We start from the raw sequence: 15,397 nt of genomic DNA, 5'->3' as shown, positions 1-15,397 counted from the left end.
GTCCCGGCTGCCGGCCGGCAGATAGGAGCGGTAGACCGGAAAACAGGCGGCGAGCTCGGCCAGGGCGGTGGGCGCGGCCTCGATCTCGGGTACGAGCGCCACGAGCCGCCCCAGCTCGGCGGCCAGGACCTCGGTCGCCACCCGGTACTTGGCGTCGTGCACCAGGTCCTGCCAGGACGTGGTCGTACCGGTCAGGTGGTGGTCGAGGGTGTTGAAGAAGGCCTCCGTGGCCGGGTCGACGAAGACGCCGTTGACCTCGGCCATCGCGTCGTAGCCGGTGGTGCCGGCGACCGGCCAGGCGGGCAGCCGCTCCCCCGGTTCGAGGATCTTCTCGACCACGATCCAGGCGTCCGGGGCGGCGTCGCGGAGCCGGTTGAAGTACTCGCCGGGGTTGCGCAGGCCGTCCGGGTGGTCGACCCGGATGCCGTCGGCCAGGCCCTCGTTGTACCAGCGCAGGATCTCGGCATGGGTGGCGGCGAAGACCTCGGGGTCCTCGACGCGCAGGCCGGCCAGGTCGGTGATGGCGAAGAACCGGCGGTAGTTGATCTCCCGGTCGCCGCGGGTCCAGTTGACCAGCTCGTAGTGCTGGCGGTCGTGGACCTCGCGGGGGGTGCCGTCGCCGGTGCCGTCGGCGATCGGGTAGCGCTTGTCGAAGTAGCGGAGCTCGCCGTCCTCGATCCGCAGGTCGTCGAGGGCGTCAGCGTTGTCGGCCAGGACGGGCAGGAGGATCCTCCCGCGCGACCAGTCGACGTCGTAGTGTCCGGCGAAGTCCGATTTCTGGCCGTTCTTCAGGACGTCCCACCAGGTGGGGTTCTCAGCCGCGGCCCCCACACCGGCATGGTTGGGGACGATGTCGACGACGAGGCCGAGATTCGCCTGGTCGAGCGCACTCTTCAAGGCCGCGAGGCCCTCCGCGCCACCCAGCGCCGGGCTGACCTGCGAATGGTCCACCACGTCGTAACCGTGCTGCGAGTCCGGTGCCGCGGACAGCAGCGGCGCCGAGTAGAGGTGACTCACCCCCAGGTCGGCCAGGTAGTCGACTATCTCGGCGGTGCTGCTCAGTGGGAACTCGGGGCGGACCTGGACTCGATACGTACTGGTCGGGCGCATCAGACCGTCCTGTCGAGAACGATGAGGGACCGGTCCGGCACCCAGATCTTGTGTCCGGCCTCCACGACGGACGGGCGATCCGGAGCCGGGTCGGCGGTTTCGATGACTCTCTCCCACTTCTCCCCGTATTCGGTGGGAGGCGTGGTGAACTCCAGGGGCGCGTCGTGCGCGTTGAAGAAGAGCAGGAACGAGCTGTCCACGTGCCGCTGGCCGTACTGGCCGCGCTCGCGGATGCCCTCGCCGTTGACGAAGAGCGCCACCGCCCGGCCGAAGTCGTTGCCCCAGTCGTCACCGGCCATCTGCCGTCCGTCCGGGGTGAACCACTCCAGGTCGGGCAGCGGGTCGCCACCGCCGCGGGCGGTCACCGGCAGCCCGGTGAAGAACCGGCGGCGCTGGAAGACCTGGTGCCGGTGACGGAACGCGATCAGCTTGCGGGAGAACTCCAGCAGCTGCTCGTCGGCGTTCTCCCAGTCGATCCAGGCGATCTCGCTGTCCTGGCAGTACGCGTTGTTGTTGCCCTGCTGGGTGCGGCCCAGCTCGTCACCGTGCGAGATCATCGGCACGCCCTGGCTGAGCATCAGCGTGGCCAGGAAGTTGCGCCGCTGCCGGGCCCGCAGCACCAGCACCTGCGGGTCGGTGGACGGGCCCTCGATGCCGCAGTTCCACGACCGGTTGTGGCTCTCGCCGTCCCGGTTCTCCTCGCCGTTGGCGTCGTTGTGCTTGTCGTTGTACGTCACCAGGTCGTTGAGGGTGAACCCGTCGTGCGCCGTCACGAAGTTGATCGAGTGGAACGGTTTGCGCCCGTCGTCCTGGTAGAGGTCGGCCGAGCCGGTGATCCGGGACGCGAACTCGGCCAGGGTGGCCGGCTCCCCGCGCCAGAAGTCACGGACCGTGTCCCGGTACTTGCCGTTCCACTCGGTCCAGTTGGGCGGGAAGTTGCCGACCTGGTAACCGCCGGGCCCGACGTCCCACGGCTCGGCGATCAGCTTCACCTGGCCGACGATCGGGTCCTGCTGCACCACCTCGAAGAACGTGGACAGCCGGTCGACGTCATAGAACTCCCGGGCCAGCGTCGACGCCAGATCGAAACGGAACCCGTCCACGTGCATCTCGGTCACCCAGTACCGCAACGAGTCCATGATCAGCTGGAGGCTCTGCGGGCTGCGCACGTTCAGGCTGTTACCCGTACCCGTGTAATCCATGTAGAACTGGGGTTGATCATCCACCAGCCGGTAGTAGGTCCGGTTGTCGATCCCCTTCAGCGACAGCGTCGGGCCCAGGTGGTTGCCCTCGGCCGTGTGGTTGTAGACGACGTCGAGGATGACCTCCATGCCGGCCGCGTGCAGCGCCTTGACCATGCCCCGGAACTCCTGGGTCTGCTGGCCGAGGGTGCCGGTCGACGAATAGCCGTGGTACGGCGCGAAGAAGCTCAGCGTGTTGTAGCCCCAGTAGTTGCGCAGCCCCAGGTCGTGCAGCCGGTTGTCGTGCACGAACGAGTGCACCGGCATGAGCTCGACAGCGGTGATGCCCAGGCTCTTCAGGTGCTCGATGATCGCCGGGTGGCCGATCGCCGAGTAGGTGCCGCGCATGTCCCGGGGGATCTCCGGGTGCCGCTGGGTGAGCCCCTTGACGTGCGTCTCGTAGATCACCGAGTGGTGGTACGGGATGTCCGGCCGGCGGTCGTTGCCCCAGTCGAAGTACGGGTTCACCACCACGCCCTTGGGCATGTACGGCCCCGAGTCCAGCTCCGACATCTGATCCGGGTTGTCGAAGTCGTAGGCGTAGAGCGACGGATGCCAGTCGACATCCGAGTCGACGGCCCGCGCATACGGGTCCAGGAGCAGTTTGTGCGGATTGCAGCGGAGCCCGCGGTGCGGCTCGTACGGGCCGTAGACGCGGTAGCCGTACCGCTGGCCGGGCTCGACCCCCGGCAGATAGGCGTGCCAGACGAATGCGTCCTGCTCGTGCAGCAACACCTTCCGCTCGTTGCCGGACGGGTCGAACAGGCACAGCTCGACCGCCTCGGCCACCTCGGAGAAGATCGCGAAATTCGTGCCCGTCCCGTCGTAGGTGGCACCCAACGGGTACCGGTGACCAGGCCAGACCTGCATACCGTGCTCCTACCCTCGGCCGTCCTCATCGCGGGCCGGCGGGCGAATTCCATGCCCATCCGTGGGACCGGCTAACCCTGCCCGGCCGCGTCTGCGGTCATTCTCGCGGACTTCACTGCTAACGTCGGCCCGACTGTCCGGTTAGTCGCCGATATCTCCCCGTCCGGGGGTTTGGCGGGTATCACATCGAGTATTCGAGGCACCGTGCCGATCACCTTCGGACCGCAGGTCTGCGGCTCCCTCACCACCGATGGTGGCCGTGGCCGGGAATGGCTGGTCACCGACGGTCTCGGCGGCTGGGCCGGCGGCACGGTCAGTGGTCTGCGCACCCGCCGCGAGCACGCCCTCCTCACGGTCTCCGGCCACGTCGCGCTGGCCTCGCTCGACCTCACCGTCACCCTGCCGTCCGGTGCCAAGATCCCGCTGTACACGCACGCCTGGTCGTCCGGGTCGATCGAGCCGTCCGGCCACCACCACCTGGAGACCTTCACCCTCGACGACGGCCTGCCCCGCTGGCGGTGGCGGATCGGCGACGTCGTCATCGAGCGCGAGCTGGCCATGCGGCACGGCCATCCGTCGGTCGCCGTCGTCCACCGCGTGCTCAGCGCGCCCGGCCCGGTCGGTCTCGCCGTCGCCGCGATGTGCACCTGGCGCACCACGCACACCACGCGCCGCGCCGACGGCCCCGGCCTCACCGTCGAACCCGTCTCCGGCGGCGTGATCCTCGACGGCGCCTACCGGCTGCACGGCCCCGGATGGCAGCCCGCCGGATCGTGGCACCTCGGCGTCCGCACCGACATCGACGAGGACCTCTGGCACGCCGGCACCTTCTTCCGGCAGGCGGGACCCGGCGGCGCGTGCGAGATCTCCGCGTGGGCGGGCCCTCTCGGCGAGACCCCGCCACCACCGCCCGCCGTCATCGCCGCGGAGCGCGAGCGGGCCCATCGGCTGGTCGCCCTCTCCAAGACGGAGGGGTACGGCCAGACGCTCGCGATCGCGGCGGACAGGTTCATCGTCCGTGCCGCCGACGGTCCGGACGTCGTGGCCGGATACCCCGGCCAGGGCCGCTGGCCGGCCGACACGATGACCGCCTACGAGGGGCTGTTCCTCGACACCGGCCGCATCGACGAGGGGCGTGAGCTGCTGATCGCCCGCACCCGAGCGGCCGCCGGCGAGCTGCGCACCCCCGACGCCCCATGGCTGCGGCACGACGCCCTCGACGGCCCGTTGTGGCTGGTCCACGCCGTCGACCGGCACGTCGCCCGGACCGGGGACAGCGCCCTCGCCGTCAAACTGGTCGCCCCGCTGGGCCGGGTACTACGCCACCACCTGGGCGGTTCCGGGCCGCTCAGCATCGACCCCGCCGACGGGCTGATCCGGCTCGGCTCGCCCAGCCCCGAGACACCCCGGGTCGGCAAACCCGTCGAACTCAACGCGCTCTGGGTGAACGCGCTGGCCGCCATGTGCGAGCTGCTCGGCGAGGGCGGCCACGACGACACCGAGCCGCGGGCCCGGCACGCCCGGGCGCTGGCGTCGTTCACGGCCCGGTTCCCGGCACCCGAGGGCTGGCTGTACGACGTGATCGAAGGACCGGCGGCGGCCTACCCGCTCGGCGCCGGCACGCACCACGACGACCCGTCACTGCGGCCCCACCAGTTGCTGGCCTGGTCACTGCCGTACGGCCCGATGCGCGGCCGCCCGTCGGCCGCCGTCCGCGCCGTCGGCGAGTCCCTGCTGACCCCGCTGGGCCCGCGCACCCTGGCCCCCGGCGAGTACGGCTACCAGCCGCACCGCCCCGCCGACCCGGACATGGCCCATCACCAGGGCCCGGTGTGGACGTGGCTGATCGGCCCGTACGCCGACGCGTGCGCCGCCACCGGCCGCCCCGTCGACGGCCTGCTGGACGCCCTGGACGCCCACCTGTCCGAGGCCGGCGTCGGCTCCCTCGGCGAAACCGCCGACGGTGACGCCCCACACCACGCCACCGGCGTCCCGTTCTCCGCCCGCTCGGTCGCCGAGGCCCTACGGATCAAGCAGAGGTACCTGGCATGACCGCCACCCCACCCACACCCCACCCCGTCTCCTCCACCGCGGCCCCGCTCCCGCCCCTCGCCGCCGCTTCCCCGGCACCCCCCGCGTTCACCTCTCCAGCGGCCCTCGCCGCCGCCTCTCCGGCGGCGTTTCTGCTGGCCCGCTCCTTTCCGGTGGTCGCGGCATGAGCCGGGTCCTGATGTTGTCGTGGGAGTACCCGCCGCTGCTCGTCGGCGGGCTCGGGCGGCACGTGCACGCGCTCGCCACCACCCTGGCCAGGGCCGGTCACGAGGTCACCGTCGTCACCCGGCACAGCCCGGGCGCGCTGCTCGAGGAGTACACCGAGGGCGTCCGGGTGGTCCGCGCCCCCGACGACCCGCCGGCCTTCGACACCGCCGGCGGCGACCTGCTGGCGTGGGCGGTCGCGTTCAACCACACGCTCACCCGGGCCGCTCTGCACGCCGCCCGTACCGGCGGCTTCGACGTGGTCCACGCCCACGACTGGCTGGTCGCCCACACCGCGGTCACGCTGCGCGAACACCTCGACGTGCCGCTGGTCGCCACGATCCACGCCACCGAGTCCGGCCGTCACCAGGGTTACCTGCCGGCCGCCCACAACCGCACCATCGACGACGTCGAACGCTGGCTCACCACCGAGGCGGTACGCGTCATCGTCTGCTCCGGCTACATGAAACGCGAGATCGGCCGCCTCTTCGCAACCTCGGCCGACCGGGTCGACGTGGTCCCCAACGGTGTCGACGCCCTGCGCTGGCGGGTCCGTCCCCGTGCGGTGGCGGCCGCCCGCTCCCGCTACGCCGGCGACGACGGTCCCCTGGTCAGCTACGCCGGCCGGCTCGTCTACGAGAAGGGCGTGCAGCATCTGATCGAGGCCGTCCCCGCCTTACGCTCCCGGTTCCCCGGCCTGCGCGTGGTGATCGCCGGCGACGGCCCGCACCGCGCCGAGCTGGAGACCCTGGCGGCGTCGGCCCCCGAGGTGAGCTTCACCGGTTTCCTGGGCGGCCACGAGCTGACCGCCCTGATGGGCGCCTCCGACTGCTACGTGGTGCCGAGCATCTACGAGCCGTTCGGCATGGTCGCGCTGGAGGCGGCCGCCGCCGGAACCCCGGTCGCCGCCGCGGGCACCGGCGGCCTGGAGGAGATCATCGAACACGGCGTGACCGGCGTGAAGTTCACCCCTGGCGACCCGGCCGCACTGGCCGAGGCGACCGGCTGGGTACTCGGCGACCGCGACTACGCCCGCTCCCTGGCACTGCGGGCCCGCGAACGTGTCCGCGCCGACTTCAACTGGCCGGCCATCGCCACCCGCACCGCGGCCGTCTACGACTCCGCCCGCGCCACCGACGCCGACCGGGTCTCCCGCGAGGCCGAGCAACTCCTCTCCCGCATCCCCGCCCCCACAACCCCTCACCCGGCAGGCTGACCACCTGTCCCGCCGATGGCGTTCGCGGGCCGTCGCCCGGACACCTCAAGAGCGGCCTCTGAGGTGTCCGGGCGACGGCCCGCGAACTCGCCTCGCCCCCACGGCAAACCATGACCCGGCCGCGTCTCACCCCGGCCGCATCAGCCCGGCGGCGTGCCTACCCGGCCGCATCAGCCCGGCGGCATGTCGACCCGGCCGCATCAGCCCGGCGAGGTAACGCCTCCGGACCGCTTCAGCCCGGCGGGCGCGTCGCGGTCCGGAGGAGTCGCCTGCCTCGCGATCCACGCAGGCAGGGTTCGCGTAGCCGTACAAGATCAGAGGTTTGCTGAATAGACCGCCAACCCGGTGTGGGCCGCGGCCAGCAACGGCACGCTGACCTCGTGTTTTGTCGCCTCGGCGACCATGTCGCCGACGATCGCGCCGCTCTCGACCGGGAGGCCCTGGACGAGGTCGCGGTACATCGACGAGGTCGTCGGCTCGGTCGTCACGATGGTCGCCTCGAGCATCGCCGCCGCCTTGCCGCGAATCGGGTGGCCGGCGGCGGCCGCGACCGCGGACGTCTCGGCGGCGAGCGCGTGCAGGAACCCGCTGCCGCCGGGCGCCTTGTTGATCGCTCCGATCGAGCCGCGCATCAGCGTCGTGGCCGCACCGAGAGTGGCGAGAAGGACCCATTTGTCCCAGAGTTCCTGGACGATCGTGGTCGAGACCCGCGCGTCGAAGCCGGCACCGGTGAGCGCCTCGGCGACTGCGGCCAGACGCTCGTCGGCCTCACCGCCACCGACCGGATCAGCCGCCGCGGCAAGCGAATCGAGAGGGCCGAAGGAGAGGCGGTGCAGGGTGCTCATCTGGTGCACGTCGCCGGCCTCGTCGAGCGTCGCGTGGATCATGCAGACGCCGCCCCACGCCCGGTCCACGCTGAACCGGCGCACCAGCGACTCGATGTGCCGGATGCCGTTGAGCAGCGGGATCACGACCGTGCGCGGGCCGACGGCGGGGGTCAGGTCGGCGAGTGCGGTCTCCAGCGAGTAGCTCTTGACCGCGACCAGCACCAGGTCGTAATGCCCGTCGGGCTCGGTGACGGTGTGCGGCCGCAACGAGCTCTCGCCGTCGGGGCTCTTGATCCGGAGGCCGTGCTCGGCGAGGTGGGCCGCCCGCGCGGGCCGGACCAGGAACGTCACGTCCCGCCCGGCCTGCGCGAGACGGCCGCCGAAGTAGCCGCCGGTCGCGCCCGCGCCGACCACCAGGATCCTCATCCGAGCTGCTCGTCCTCGTAGCACCACCGCCACGCCTCGCCCGGCTCGAACGAGCGCATCACGGGATGTCCGGCGGTGGCGTGGTGCTCCGACATGTGCCGGCCCGGCGACGAGTCGCAGCAGGCCACCAGCCCGCATGTCAGGCACAGGCGCAGGTGCACCCAGTTATGGTTGCCGATGGCCAGGCACTGCGGGCAACCGTCCGCGTAGGCGGTGAGCGGCACCGGCTCGGTCGTCTCCTTCAGATGCTGACAGGTCAATCGTCACTCCGTTGCAGCTGGGACTCTTCGAGGTCGAGCTCGCGCTGGGCGCGGACCAGGACCTCCTCCGGGATCCGCCCCTCGTTGCGGGCGATCTTGAAAACGTGGCGTTCGGCTCTGATCATCTCGCGGCGCAGCCGGCCGTACGCGGCCGACGGGGTTTCCCGGTCCTGACTGCCGAGCCGCTCCCAGGCGTTGTTGCCGCGGCTCTCGACCAGGCCGCGCAGCCTGTCCACCACCGTCGGGGGCGCGCCGTCGGCGTGCTCCTCCAGCGCTTCGAGGGCGGCCCGGCCGGCCGCGTGCTGCACCCCGGCCTCGGCCAGCGCGTCCGGGGCGCTGTTGTCCTCGCGGACGCCGAGGCGGCGGGCCAGCCAGGGCAACGTCGTGCCCTGGACCAGCAGGGTCAGCACGATCACCGCGAACGCCACGAAGATCAGCAGCTCGCGGGGGTAGTCGGGCACGTTGTCGGCGCCGGGTGGTGGCAGGGTCTGCGCGGCCGCCAGGGTGACCACGCCGCGCATGCCGGCCCAGGCGATCACGGTCGGCACGGTGACGGGTGGTCGTGGCTCCCGGTTGCGGATCCGGGGGACGAGCCGGGCCAGGTAGGTCGCCGGATACATCCACAGGAAGCGGATCAGCAGCAGCGCGCCGAACACCACGGCGGTGACCTGCACGGTGGTGGTGACGCTGGTCTCGATGGTGCTGATCACCTGGCGGAGCTGGAGGCCGACCAGGAGGAAGACCACGCCCTCCAGCAGGAAGTTGATCAGGCGCCAGACCGCGTCCATCTGCAGACGTGAGGTGGGCGACAGCAGGTAGGGGATGCGGTGCCCGAGGTAGAGGCCGGCGATCACCACCGCCACCACGCTGGAGGTGTGCAGTTTCTCCGCGATGATCACCACGACGAACGGGGTGAGCAGCGCCACCGCGTCGTCGAGCAGCGGATCCTCGATCTTGCGGTGCAGCCAGGCCATGGCCGCCGCGAACGCCAGGCCGATCAGCAGGCCGCCCCCGGCCGTGAGCGTCACCCGGACGGTGATGTCCCAGAAGCCGATCGCCGTGCCGGCCAGCGCACCGGTCGCCACCCGCACCATGACCAGGGCGGTCGCGTCGTTGAGCAGGCTCTCGCCCTCGAGGATCGTCACGACGCGGCGTGGCAGGCCCACCCGGCGGGCGATGGCGGTCGCGGAGACCGCGTCCGGCGGGGCGACGATCGCCCCCAGCGCGACGCATGCGGCCAGCGGCACAGCGGGGAGCAGCAGATGGACGAGGAGGCCCACCACCATCGCGGTGAGCACCACGAGGCCCACCGCGAGCAGCAGGATCGGCCGCAGCGCGAGCCGGAACGCGGGCACCGAGGTCTGCAGCGCCGCCACGTAGAGCAGCGGTGGCAGGATCCCGATCAGCACCAGCTCGTGGTCGAGGTGCGCCTCCGGGAACCCGGGCACGAAGGACAGCCCGAGCCCGGCGACCAGCAGCACCAGCGGCGCGACGAACCCCAGCCGGCGGGCGAGTGCCGCGCCGACGACGGCGATCGTCACCAGAACGACAGTGTCGACGATCGTCTCCATGCCGGGAAGCTTAGAGACTCCCTGTGACAGTCCCCTACGTGGTGCTGACCACCCCGGATCGCGCGATCGTCCGGGTGTAGGTGCCCTCCAGGCTGAAGTTGTCCCGGGTCAGCACCACGTCGACGGAGAAGACGTACGGCGTCTGCGGGTCCAGCCCGGTGATGGTGGCGCTGACGTCACCGCACTTGGTCGGCGCGCTGCGGGTCCACCCGACCTCCTTCTGCGCGCCGCTGACCAGGTCCTGGTTGCTGGCCGTGACCCGGTAGTCGACGATGTTGCCGCCTCCCGGGTGGTACCAGGTGACCACGGCGCTGGTGGTGCCCGGCGTCACGGCCAGGCCGTCGATCGTCTTGATCCGCTGCATCGGCGTGCAGGTGCTGCTCGGTGTCGCCGTCGGCGAGGCGCTGCCGCTGGGCAGCGGTGGCAGGGTCGTCGACGGGGTCGGTGACGCCTTGCCGACCGGGGTGGTCGGTGACGGGGTGGGATTGCCCTCGTCGACGACGATCCAGTTGCGGCCCGCGCCGGCGGTCCCCTCGTCGCCCGGCCGGGTCGACGACGAGGACGAGGACGAGGAGCAGCCCACGAGCAGCAGCGGCAGCACGACGGCGGACAGGGCGACGGCGGACTTCCGATATCCCAGCACGTCAGGTGCTTCGGGTCGGCGCGGCGGAACCTTAGGGCTTGCGGTAATGCTCCCGCGCACGTTTCGCCAGATCCTTGGTGGCCGCCGAGTTGACCCACGTGCCGAGGATGATGCCGGCGCCCGGGACCATTTTGGCGAACATCCGTTTGGCGGCGCGCACACCGGCCATCTGCGCCAGTTTCACACCGAGTTTCACCAGCACCCCGGCGAGCGGGCGCCCGGAGTCCCCGGTGAAGATCCGGCTGGCGCGTTCCCGCCCGGCCGCGACCCCGAGCGCCGTCCGCGCGGTCTCGGCCACCTTGTGCACCCGCTGGAGCACCAGCAGGTCGGTGGCGCGCTCGGGGGCGACCGGGTCGGCGCCGTAGGCCGCGGCCACGTGCAGGACGAGACGGGACTGGGTCCAGGCGAGGACACCGACGTCGAGGACGGCGCCGGGCAGCCCGGCCGCACCGGATACCGCCCCGGACACCCGGGCCAGCGTGGTGAAGTGCTTGATCGCGAGATTGGCCCGGCCGTCGGCGTCGAGTTCGGGGCGCTCCTGGAGGAGCCGGGCGTTCCAGCCGGCGGCCTCCGGGCCCAGCCGGCGGACCGCGTCGAGGGCGAGATGCTCGGGAGCGTACTGCGGGTCGGCCTTCATCCGGGCCCACAGCGTGCTGGACGGGGCGACGGTCTCTGCTGCCTGCTGTTGATTCAAAGATCACTCCGAGGGGGACGGGGAAGTGGATCTGCATCCCATTGTGCGTGGTGCGTGCACGTCACCGGCACGGCGCTCCGGTGCGTAATGATGGGAACGTGCCGGAATGAACGCCGGCGGCCGGCTGTTACCGCCGGAACAGGCCCGCGTCGGCGGGCGCCGCTCTCACGGAGGTTCCCAGCGTGCTCGACCCCCACGGGCTCTACGAGGTGACCGGCGAGCTGCCGGCTCTGGACGGCCCGGTGCTCATCCAGGCGCTGACCGGTTTCGTCGACGCCGGCACCGCGATCCAGCTGGCCAGGGAGAATCTGCTGGAGCACCTGGAGAGCGAGGTCGTCGCCACGTTCGACCTGGACCAGCTGCTCGACTACCGCTCCCGGCGCCCTCCGATGATCTTCGTGGCCGACCACTTCGAGAGCTACGAGGAGCCCAGCCTCGCCCTGCACCTGGTCAAGGACCAGCTGGGCAGCCCGTTCCTGCTCCTGGCCGGCCCCGAGCCGGACCTGCAGTGGGAGCGGTTCATCGCCGCGGTGACCGGCTTGATCGACCGGCTCGGCGTCAGCGTCACCGTCGGTCTCAACGCGATCCCGATGGCCGTGCCGCACACCCGCCCGGTCGGCGTCACCGCCCACGCCACCGACAAGCGTCTGCTCGGCGAGCACGAGTCGTGGCTCCAGCGGGTCCAGGTGCCGGCCAGCGTCGGCAACCTCCTCGAGTTCCGCCTCGGCCAGTCCGGGCGTGACGCGCTGGGCTACGCGGCGCACGTCCCGCACTACCTGGCGCAGACCGGCTACCCGGCCGCCGCCGAGGTGCTGCTCGACTCGGTGTCGCAGACCACCGGCCTGGCCCTGCCGACCGGTGGCCTGCGCGAGGCGGCCAAGGCGGTCCGGGACGAGGTGGACAAGCAGGTCGCCGACGACGAGCAGGCGGGTCGGCTGGTCACCTCGCTGGAGGCGCAGTACGACGCGTTCCTGCGTGGCCGCCAGGGCAACCTGCTCGCAGACTCGGACACCCCGCTGCCCACGGCCGAGGAGCTCGGCGCCGAACTGGAGCGCTTCCTGGCCGAGCAGAGCCGCGACGACAACTAGCGGAACCAGGGTTCCCGCCGGCCGCGTCCAAGCCGGATGATGCGACGGGGAACATGGATCCTGTTGGTGGCCCTTCTGGGCGGGTGCGGCCCCGGCCCGGCCCAGCCGGTCGAGCCGGGCGCGGTTCCATCAGAGGCGGCATCGGAGGCCGCGCCGGCGGGCGAGCCCCGGGCGGAGGAGACGGCCCGCCTGCAGAAACAGGCCCGGGAGGCGCTCCAGCGCTGGGACCGGGCCGTCGAGGCCGCCGGTGGCGCGCCACGTTTCGTCCCGGTCGGCCCGCTCACCGGTCAGATCGGCGACTGGGAGCCGGCCCTGGCCGCCAACGCCAAGATGTCCCTCGGCAACGGGCACCTGACCATCATCGGCCGGCTGCCCGTTGCGCCGGAGGCCCGCGGCGAGGTGGTCTGGGAGGGCGGCGTGCGGGAGACGGTGCCGCTCCTCTCCGCGGAGGACGCGCTCGGCCGGATCACCGCCGGCTGGGTGGAGTGCCCCGGCTGCGTCCCACTGGAGATCACCGGCGCCCGGCTCGGCACTACCCGGGTGGAGACGACCCGCGGGCCCGCGACCGTCCCGGCCTGGGAGTTCACGGTCAAGGGCTCGCGGGTGCGGATCACCCGGCCGGCCGCCGGGGGATCCGGCACGGTGCAGGTCACGCCGCCGTCGTGGGACCCCTACAACAGCCCGGCCGGCCTCGCGATCACCTCGGCCGGCACCACCGTCGGCGGCCGGAATCTGACCGCCGGCTTCACCGGCGCGCCGCGGGACGCCTCGGAGCCGTGCGGCATCGACTACACCGCCGTGGCCGTCGAGGCGGACACCGCCGTCGTCGTCTACATCCTGGAGAGACACCACGCCGAGGGCGAGTCGTGCACCGCGATCGGCCACCCGCGGACAGCCTCGGTCGAGCTCGCCGCGCCCCTGGGCGAACGGGCCGTCCTCGAGGTCACCCAGGGTCTGCCGGTGCCGGTGACCATCACCTCTTGAGCAGCCAGGCGAGCACACCTGGAAGCTGACGGTCCCAGAAGTCCCAGGTGTGGTCGCCCGGCTCGAAACCCGCGTCCACCTCGACGCCGGCGGTCGTGCAGGCCGCCACGAACCGGCGGTTCTGCGCCACCAGGTGGTCGTCGTTGCCGCAGCGCAGCATCAGCCGCGGCAGCGACGACGGCTCGGCGACCCGGATCAGGTGCATCAGGTCCTCGTCGCCGCCGGCGACGATCCGGTCGGCGAAGACCCTGGCGACCAGGGCACGGATGTACGGGCGACGATCATGTTCCTGGATGTACGCCAGATCGAGCGCCCCGGACAACGCGGCGGCCGCGGCGAACCGCTCCGGCTCCCGCAGGGCCCACTTCATCGCCCCGTAGCCACCCATCGACAACCCGGCCACGAACGTGTCCTCGCGGTGCGACGACACCCGGAAGAACTGCCCGACCCGCTCCGGCAGCTCCGCCGACAGGAAATCCCAGAACCTCATCCCGTACGCCTCGTTGGCGTAGAAACTCCGGTCCACCGACGGCATGACCACGGCGACGCCCACATCCTCGGCATACCGCTCGACCGAACTGAACCGGGTCCACGCGGTGTGGTCGTCGGTCAGCCCGTGCAGCAGATAGACCACCGGCGGCGGATCCACCGCGTCCCCACCGGGCAGGATCACCGTCATCGAGGTGCTCATCTCCAGCGCCTCGGACCAGAAGTCACAGCGGACCAGTGCCATGATTCCATTCTCCGCTCCGGTGGGGGCCCGGTCGCACCGGACCGCGGTTCACTCGATGAACTGCCGGAAGTCGTCGAACGCCGGCTCGAAACGCTCGGCCGGCAGCCGGATCGCGCGGCAGCGCGGGTTCCCGGCGACGGTGCCGGAACTGCGGGTCATCTGGTCGCCGGTGGTGACGCCCTCGGCGACCCTCGTCCCCCCGGCGAACGCGTCGGGGATGACGGTCCAGCCCAGGTTGCGCTCGTAGTAGCGGACGGCCGTCCGGATCGAGGGCGCCCAGTCGTCGTCGAGGACGATCAGGCCGCCCGGCTTGACGATCTTGCGGAGGTAGTAGAGGTCGACGAAGACCTCGTGGAACCGGTGGCTGCCGTCGACGAACGCGGCATCGGCGACCAGGCCTTCGGCCAGCAGGCGCGGAAGCGCCTGGGAGGAGGGCTCCCGGATCAGCTCCGCGATCCGGTCCAGGCCCGCGCGGGTCAGGAGATTCCAACCCACATCGTGGTACGCGTCGCGCTGGAACGGGTCGATCAGCACATGTCTCGGGCTCGCGGATCCCGTCGCCGCCTCACCGGCCGCCAACGCCTCACCGGCCGTCAACGCCTCACCGATCGTCAACGCCTCACCGATCGCCAGCGCCGAACTGCCGTAGGCGAGTCCCACCTCCACCACGGTCCTGGCGCGCTCGGCCATCAGCAGATCCCGCAGCAGGTCGCAGTCTCGTTCCGGCAGTGTCACCGTGGCGAAGTCCAGCTCCGGACCCCTCGTCCACTCGGGACCGTCCTCGGTCAGCCGCTCGCGTACCCGCCGGACCCGTTCCTGATCGCTCGTCGCCATACCCTCAGGATGCCGGTTCCCACAGCAGCAGCTGACGGTGGTGCTCGAATCCGTTGCGCAGGTAGAAGTCGACGGCACGGCGGCCCGAATGGACGGTCACGTGCAGCAGGCCACGAATGCGCGCCTCGACCAGGATCGCCTCCATCAGCGCGGCGCCGATGCCCTGACCACGGTGCTCCGCTCGGACCATGACCGACTGGATGTCGCCGTACCGGCGGTCCATCGCGCCGTTGCCGGGCACCCGCTCGGCGACGAGAAGCCACGCACAGCCGACCACGCGGCCATCGATCTCGGCGACGAACGGCAGGTGGGTCCCGGCGTGGGCGGAGACCCATGCGGCGTACGCCGGAAGGTCGTCCTCATCGATATCCCGCAGCTCCGCGAGCACCGGCACGTCGGCCGGCTCAGCCATCCGCACGATCACCAGCCGGAGTCTATCCGCGACACCCACTTGATCGATCTCGCCCGCGACGAGCCGCACCCGCGCTGAGCTGTTTTCGCGTTGGGAATGTCGTACCCGTCGATTAGAATGTATGTACGAAAGAGGGGACCTGAGCTGCGGATCTTCAGGCCTTCGGAGGCCCGGTCCGGCCCGTTTTTCCGCAGTGCGAGCGAGGAGACGACGTGACGATCCCGACCACCAC

The 15,397-nt window shown here is 71.4% G+C and carries 15 protein-coding genes; 5 read left to right on the top strand and 10 right to left on the bottom strand.

Features of this window, described 5'->3' with window-relative positions; all coding sequences use genetic code 11:
• Both ACFO0C_RS07520 and glgX read right to left on the bottom strand, forming a co-directional pair.
• Positions 1-1,110, bottom strand: a 1,110-nt coding sequence (locus tag ACFO0C_RS07520) for an alpha-amylase family glycosyl hydrolase (RefSeq protein WP_378065814.1), incomplete at its 3' end; no start/stop codon positions are given.
• Positions 1,110-3,221, bottom strand: a complete 2,112-nt coding sequence (gene glgX / locus ACFO0C_RS07515; protein ID WP_378065813.1) for a glycogen debranching protein GlgX — start codon at positions 3,219-3,221, stop codon at positions 1,110-1,112. The genes glgX and ACFO0C_RS07520, both read right to left, overlap by 1 nt.
• Positions 3,222-3,425: 204 nt before the next feature.
• Here glgX and ACFO0C_RS07510 point away from each other — a divergent pair, with 204 nt between their 5' ends.
• Genes ACFO0C_RS07510 through ACFO0C_RS07500 form a run of 3 tightly spaced genes read left to right on the top strand, consistent with a single transcriptional unit; the run spans position 3,426 to position 6,693 of the window.
• Positions 3,426-5,273: an amylo-alpha-1,6-glucosidase gene (locus ACFO0C_RS07510; RefSeq protein ID WP_378065812.1), complete on the top strand. Its 1,848-nt coding sequence runs from the start codon at positions 3,426-3,428 to the stop codon at positions 5,271-5,273.
• Positions 5,270-5,440, top strand: coding sequence for a hypothetical protein (locus tag ACFO0C_RS07505; protein ID WP_378065811.1), 171 nt, complete (start codon positions 5,270-5,272; stop codon positions 5,438-5,440). Before ACFO0C_RS07510 ends, ACFO0C_RS07505 begins: the two co-directional genes overlap by 4 nt.
• A complete protein-coding gene (locus ACFO0C_RS07500; RefSeq protein WP_378065810.1) occupies positions 5,437-6,693 on the top strand; it encodes a glycosyltransferase family 4 protein in 1,257 nt (418 codons plus the stop codon). Before ACFO0C_RS07505 ends, ACFO0C_RS07500 begins: the two co-directional genes overlap by 4 nt.
• Positions 6,694-7,007: 314 nt before the next feature.
• Here the strand turns inward: ACFO0C_RS07500 and ACFO0C_RS07495 are convergent, their stop codons facing one another.
• Genes ACFO0C_RS07495 through ACFO0C_RS07475 form a run of 5 tightly spaced genes read right to left on the bottom strand, consistent with a single transcriptional unit; the run spans position 7,008 to position 11,057 of the window.
• Complete coding sequence (locus tag ACFO0C_RS07495; RefSeq protein ID WP_378065809.1) at positions 7,008-7,946, bottom strand: ketopantoate reductase family protein; 939 nt, start codon at positions 7,944-7,946, stop codon at positions 7,008-7,010.
• The gene (locus tag ACFO0C_RS07490; protein WP_378065808.1) at positions 7,943-8,206 is read right to left on the bottom strand and encodes a UBP-type zinc finger domain-containing protein; all 264 of its coding nucleotides are present in this window, start codon (positions 8,204-8,206) and stop codon (positions 7,943-7,945) included. The genes ACFO0C_RS07495 and ACFO0C_RS07490 overlap by 4 nt, the downstream gene beginning before the upstream one ends.
• Positions 8,203-9,777 carry a Na+/H+ antiporter gene (locus ACFO0C_RS07485; RefSeq protein WP_378065807.1) on the bottom strand — a complete coding sequence of 525 codons (1,575 nt, stop codon included), beginning with the start codon at positions 9,775-9,777 and terminating at the stop codon, positions 8,203-8,205. The genes ACFO0C_RS07490 and ACFO0C_RS07485 overlap by 4 nt, the downstream gene beginning before the upstream one ends.
• Before the next feature lie 34 nt (positions 9,778-9,811).
• The gene (locus ACFO0C_RS07480; RefSeq protein WP_378065806.1) at positions 9,812-10,420 is read right to left on the bottom strand and encodes a fibronectin type III domain-containing protein; all 609 of its coding nucleotides are present in this window, start codon (positions 10,418-10,420) and stop codon (positions 9,812-9,814) included.
• A 31-nt stretch (positions 10,421-10,451) separates the two neighbouring features.
• Positions 10,452-11,057: an EcsC family protein gene (locus tag ACFO0C_RS07475; protein WP_378066077.1), complete on the bottom strand. Its 606-nt coding sequence runs from the start codon at positions 11,055-11,057 to the stop codon at positions 10,452-10,454.
• A gap of 239 nt (positions 11,058-11,296) precedes the next feature.
• Between ACFO0C_RS07475 and ACFO0C_RS07470 the strand changes: the two genes are divergently transcribed.
• Both ACFO0C_RS07470 and ACFO0C_RS07465 read left to right on the top strand, forming a co-directional pair.
• The gene (locus ACFO0C_RS07470) at positions 11,297-12,202 is read left to right on the top strand and encodes a proteasome assembly chaperone family protein (RefSeq protein WP_378065805.1); all 906 of its coding nucleotides are present in this window, start codon (positions 11,297-11,299) and stop codon (positions 12,200-12,202) included.
• A gap of 66 nt (positions 12,203-12,268) precedes the next feature.
• Complete coding sequence (locus tag ACFO0C_RS07465; protein ID WP_378065804.1) at positions 12,269-13,186, top strand: hypothetical protein; 918 nt, start codon at positions 12,269-12,271, stop codon at positions 13,184-13,186.
• Here the strand turns inward: ACFO0C_RS07465 and ACFO0C_RS07460 are convergent.
• Genes ACFO0C_RS07460 through ACFO0C_RS07450 form a run of 3 tightly spaced genes read right to left on the bottom strand, consistent with a single transcriptional unit; the run spans position 13,176 to position 15,177 of the window.
• Positions 13,176-13,919 (bottom strand): alpha/beta hydrolase, encoded by a 744-nt coding sequence (locus tag ACFO0C_RS07460; protein WP_378065803.1) that lies wholly within the window; start codon positions 13,917-13,919, stop codon positions 13,176-13,178. The genes ACFO0C_RS07465 and ACFO0C_RS07460 overlap by 11 nt on opposite strands.
• 48 nt (positions 13,920-13,967) lie before the next feature.
• A complete protein-coding gene (locus tag ACFO0C_RS07455; protein WP_378065802.1) occupies positions 13,968-14,753 on the bottom strand; it encodes a class I SAM-dependent methyltransferase in 786 nt (261 codons plus the stop codon).
• Between the two features lie 4 nt (positions 14,754-14,757).
• A complete protein-coding gene (locus ACFO0C_RS07450) occupies positions 14,758-15,177 on the bottom strand; it encodes a GNAT family N-acetyltransferase (RefSeq protein ID WP_378065801.1) in 420 nt (139 codons plus the stop codon).
• Positions 15,178-15,397 lie beyond the last annotated feature (220 nt).

Origin of the sequence: Actinoplanes subglobosus (assembly GCF_042650585.1) — a bacterium.
In the GTDB taxonomy this organism is placed as follows: domain Bacteria; phylum Actinomycetota; class Actinomycetes; order Mycobacteriales; family Micromonosporaceae; genus Actinoplanes; species Actinoplanes subglobosus.
The sequence above is the reverse complement of the archived record's forward strand: the minus strand, read 5'-3'. Positions and strand labels throughout refer to the sequence as shown.

Bases quoted from the DNA above. Each gene is read 5' to 3' on its own strand.
- ACFO0C_RS07500 (WP_378065810.1), top strand. From the start codon at position 5,437: ATGAGCCGGGTCCTGATGTTGTCGTGGGAGTACCCGCCGCTGCTCGTC.
- glgX (WP_378065813.1), bottom strand. From the start codon at position 3,221: ATGCAGGTCTGGCCTGGTCACCGGTACCCGTTGGGTGCCACCTACGAC.
- ACFO0C_RS07505 (WP_378065811.1), top strand. From the start codon at position 5,270: ATGACCGCCACCCCACCCACACCCCACCCCGTCTCCTCCACCGCGGCC.
- ACFO0C_RS07485 (WP_378065807.1), bottom strand. From the start codon at position 9,777: ATGGAGACGATCGTCGACACTGTCGTTCTGGTGACGATCGCCGTCGTC.
- ACFO0C_RS07460 (WP_378065803.1), bottom strand. From the start codon at position 13,919: ATGGCACTGGTCCGCTGTGACTTCTGGTCCGAGGCGCTGGAGATGAGC.
- ACFO0C_RS07495 (WP_378065809.1), bottom strand. From the start codon at position 7,946: ATGAGGATCCTGGTGGTCGGCGCGGGCGCGACCGGCGGCTACTTCGGC.
- ACFO0C_RS07475 (WP_378066077.1), bottom strand. From the start codon at position 11,057: ATGAAGGCCGACCCGCAGTACGCTCCCGAGCATCTCGCCCTCGACGCG.
- ACFO0C_RS07455 (WP_378065802.1), bottom strand. From the start codon at position 14,753: ATGGCGACGAGCGATCAGGAACGGGTCCGGCGGGTACGCGAGCGGCTG.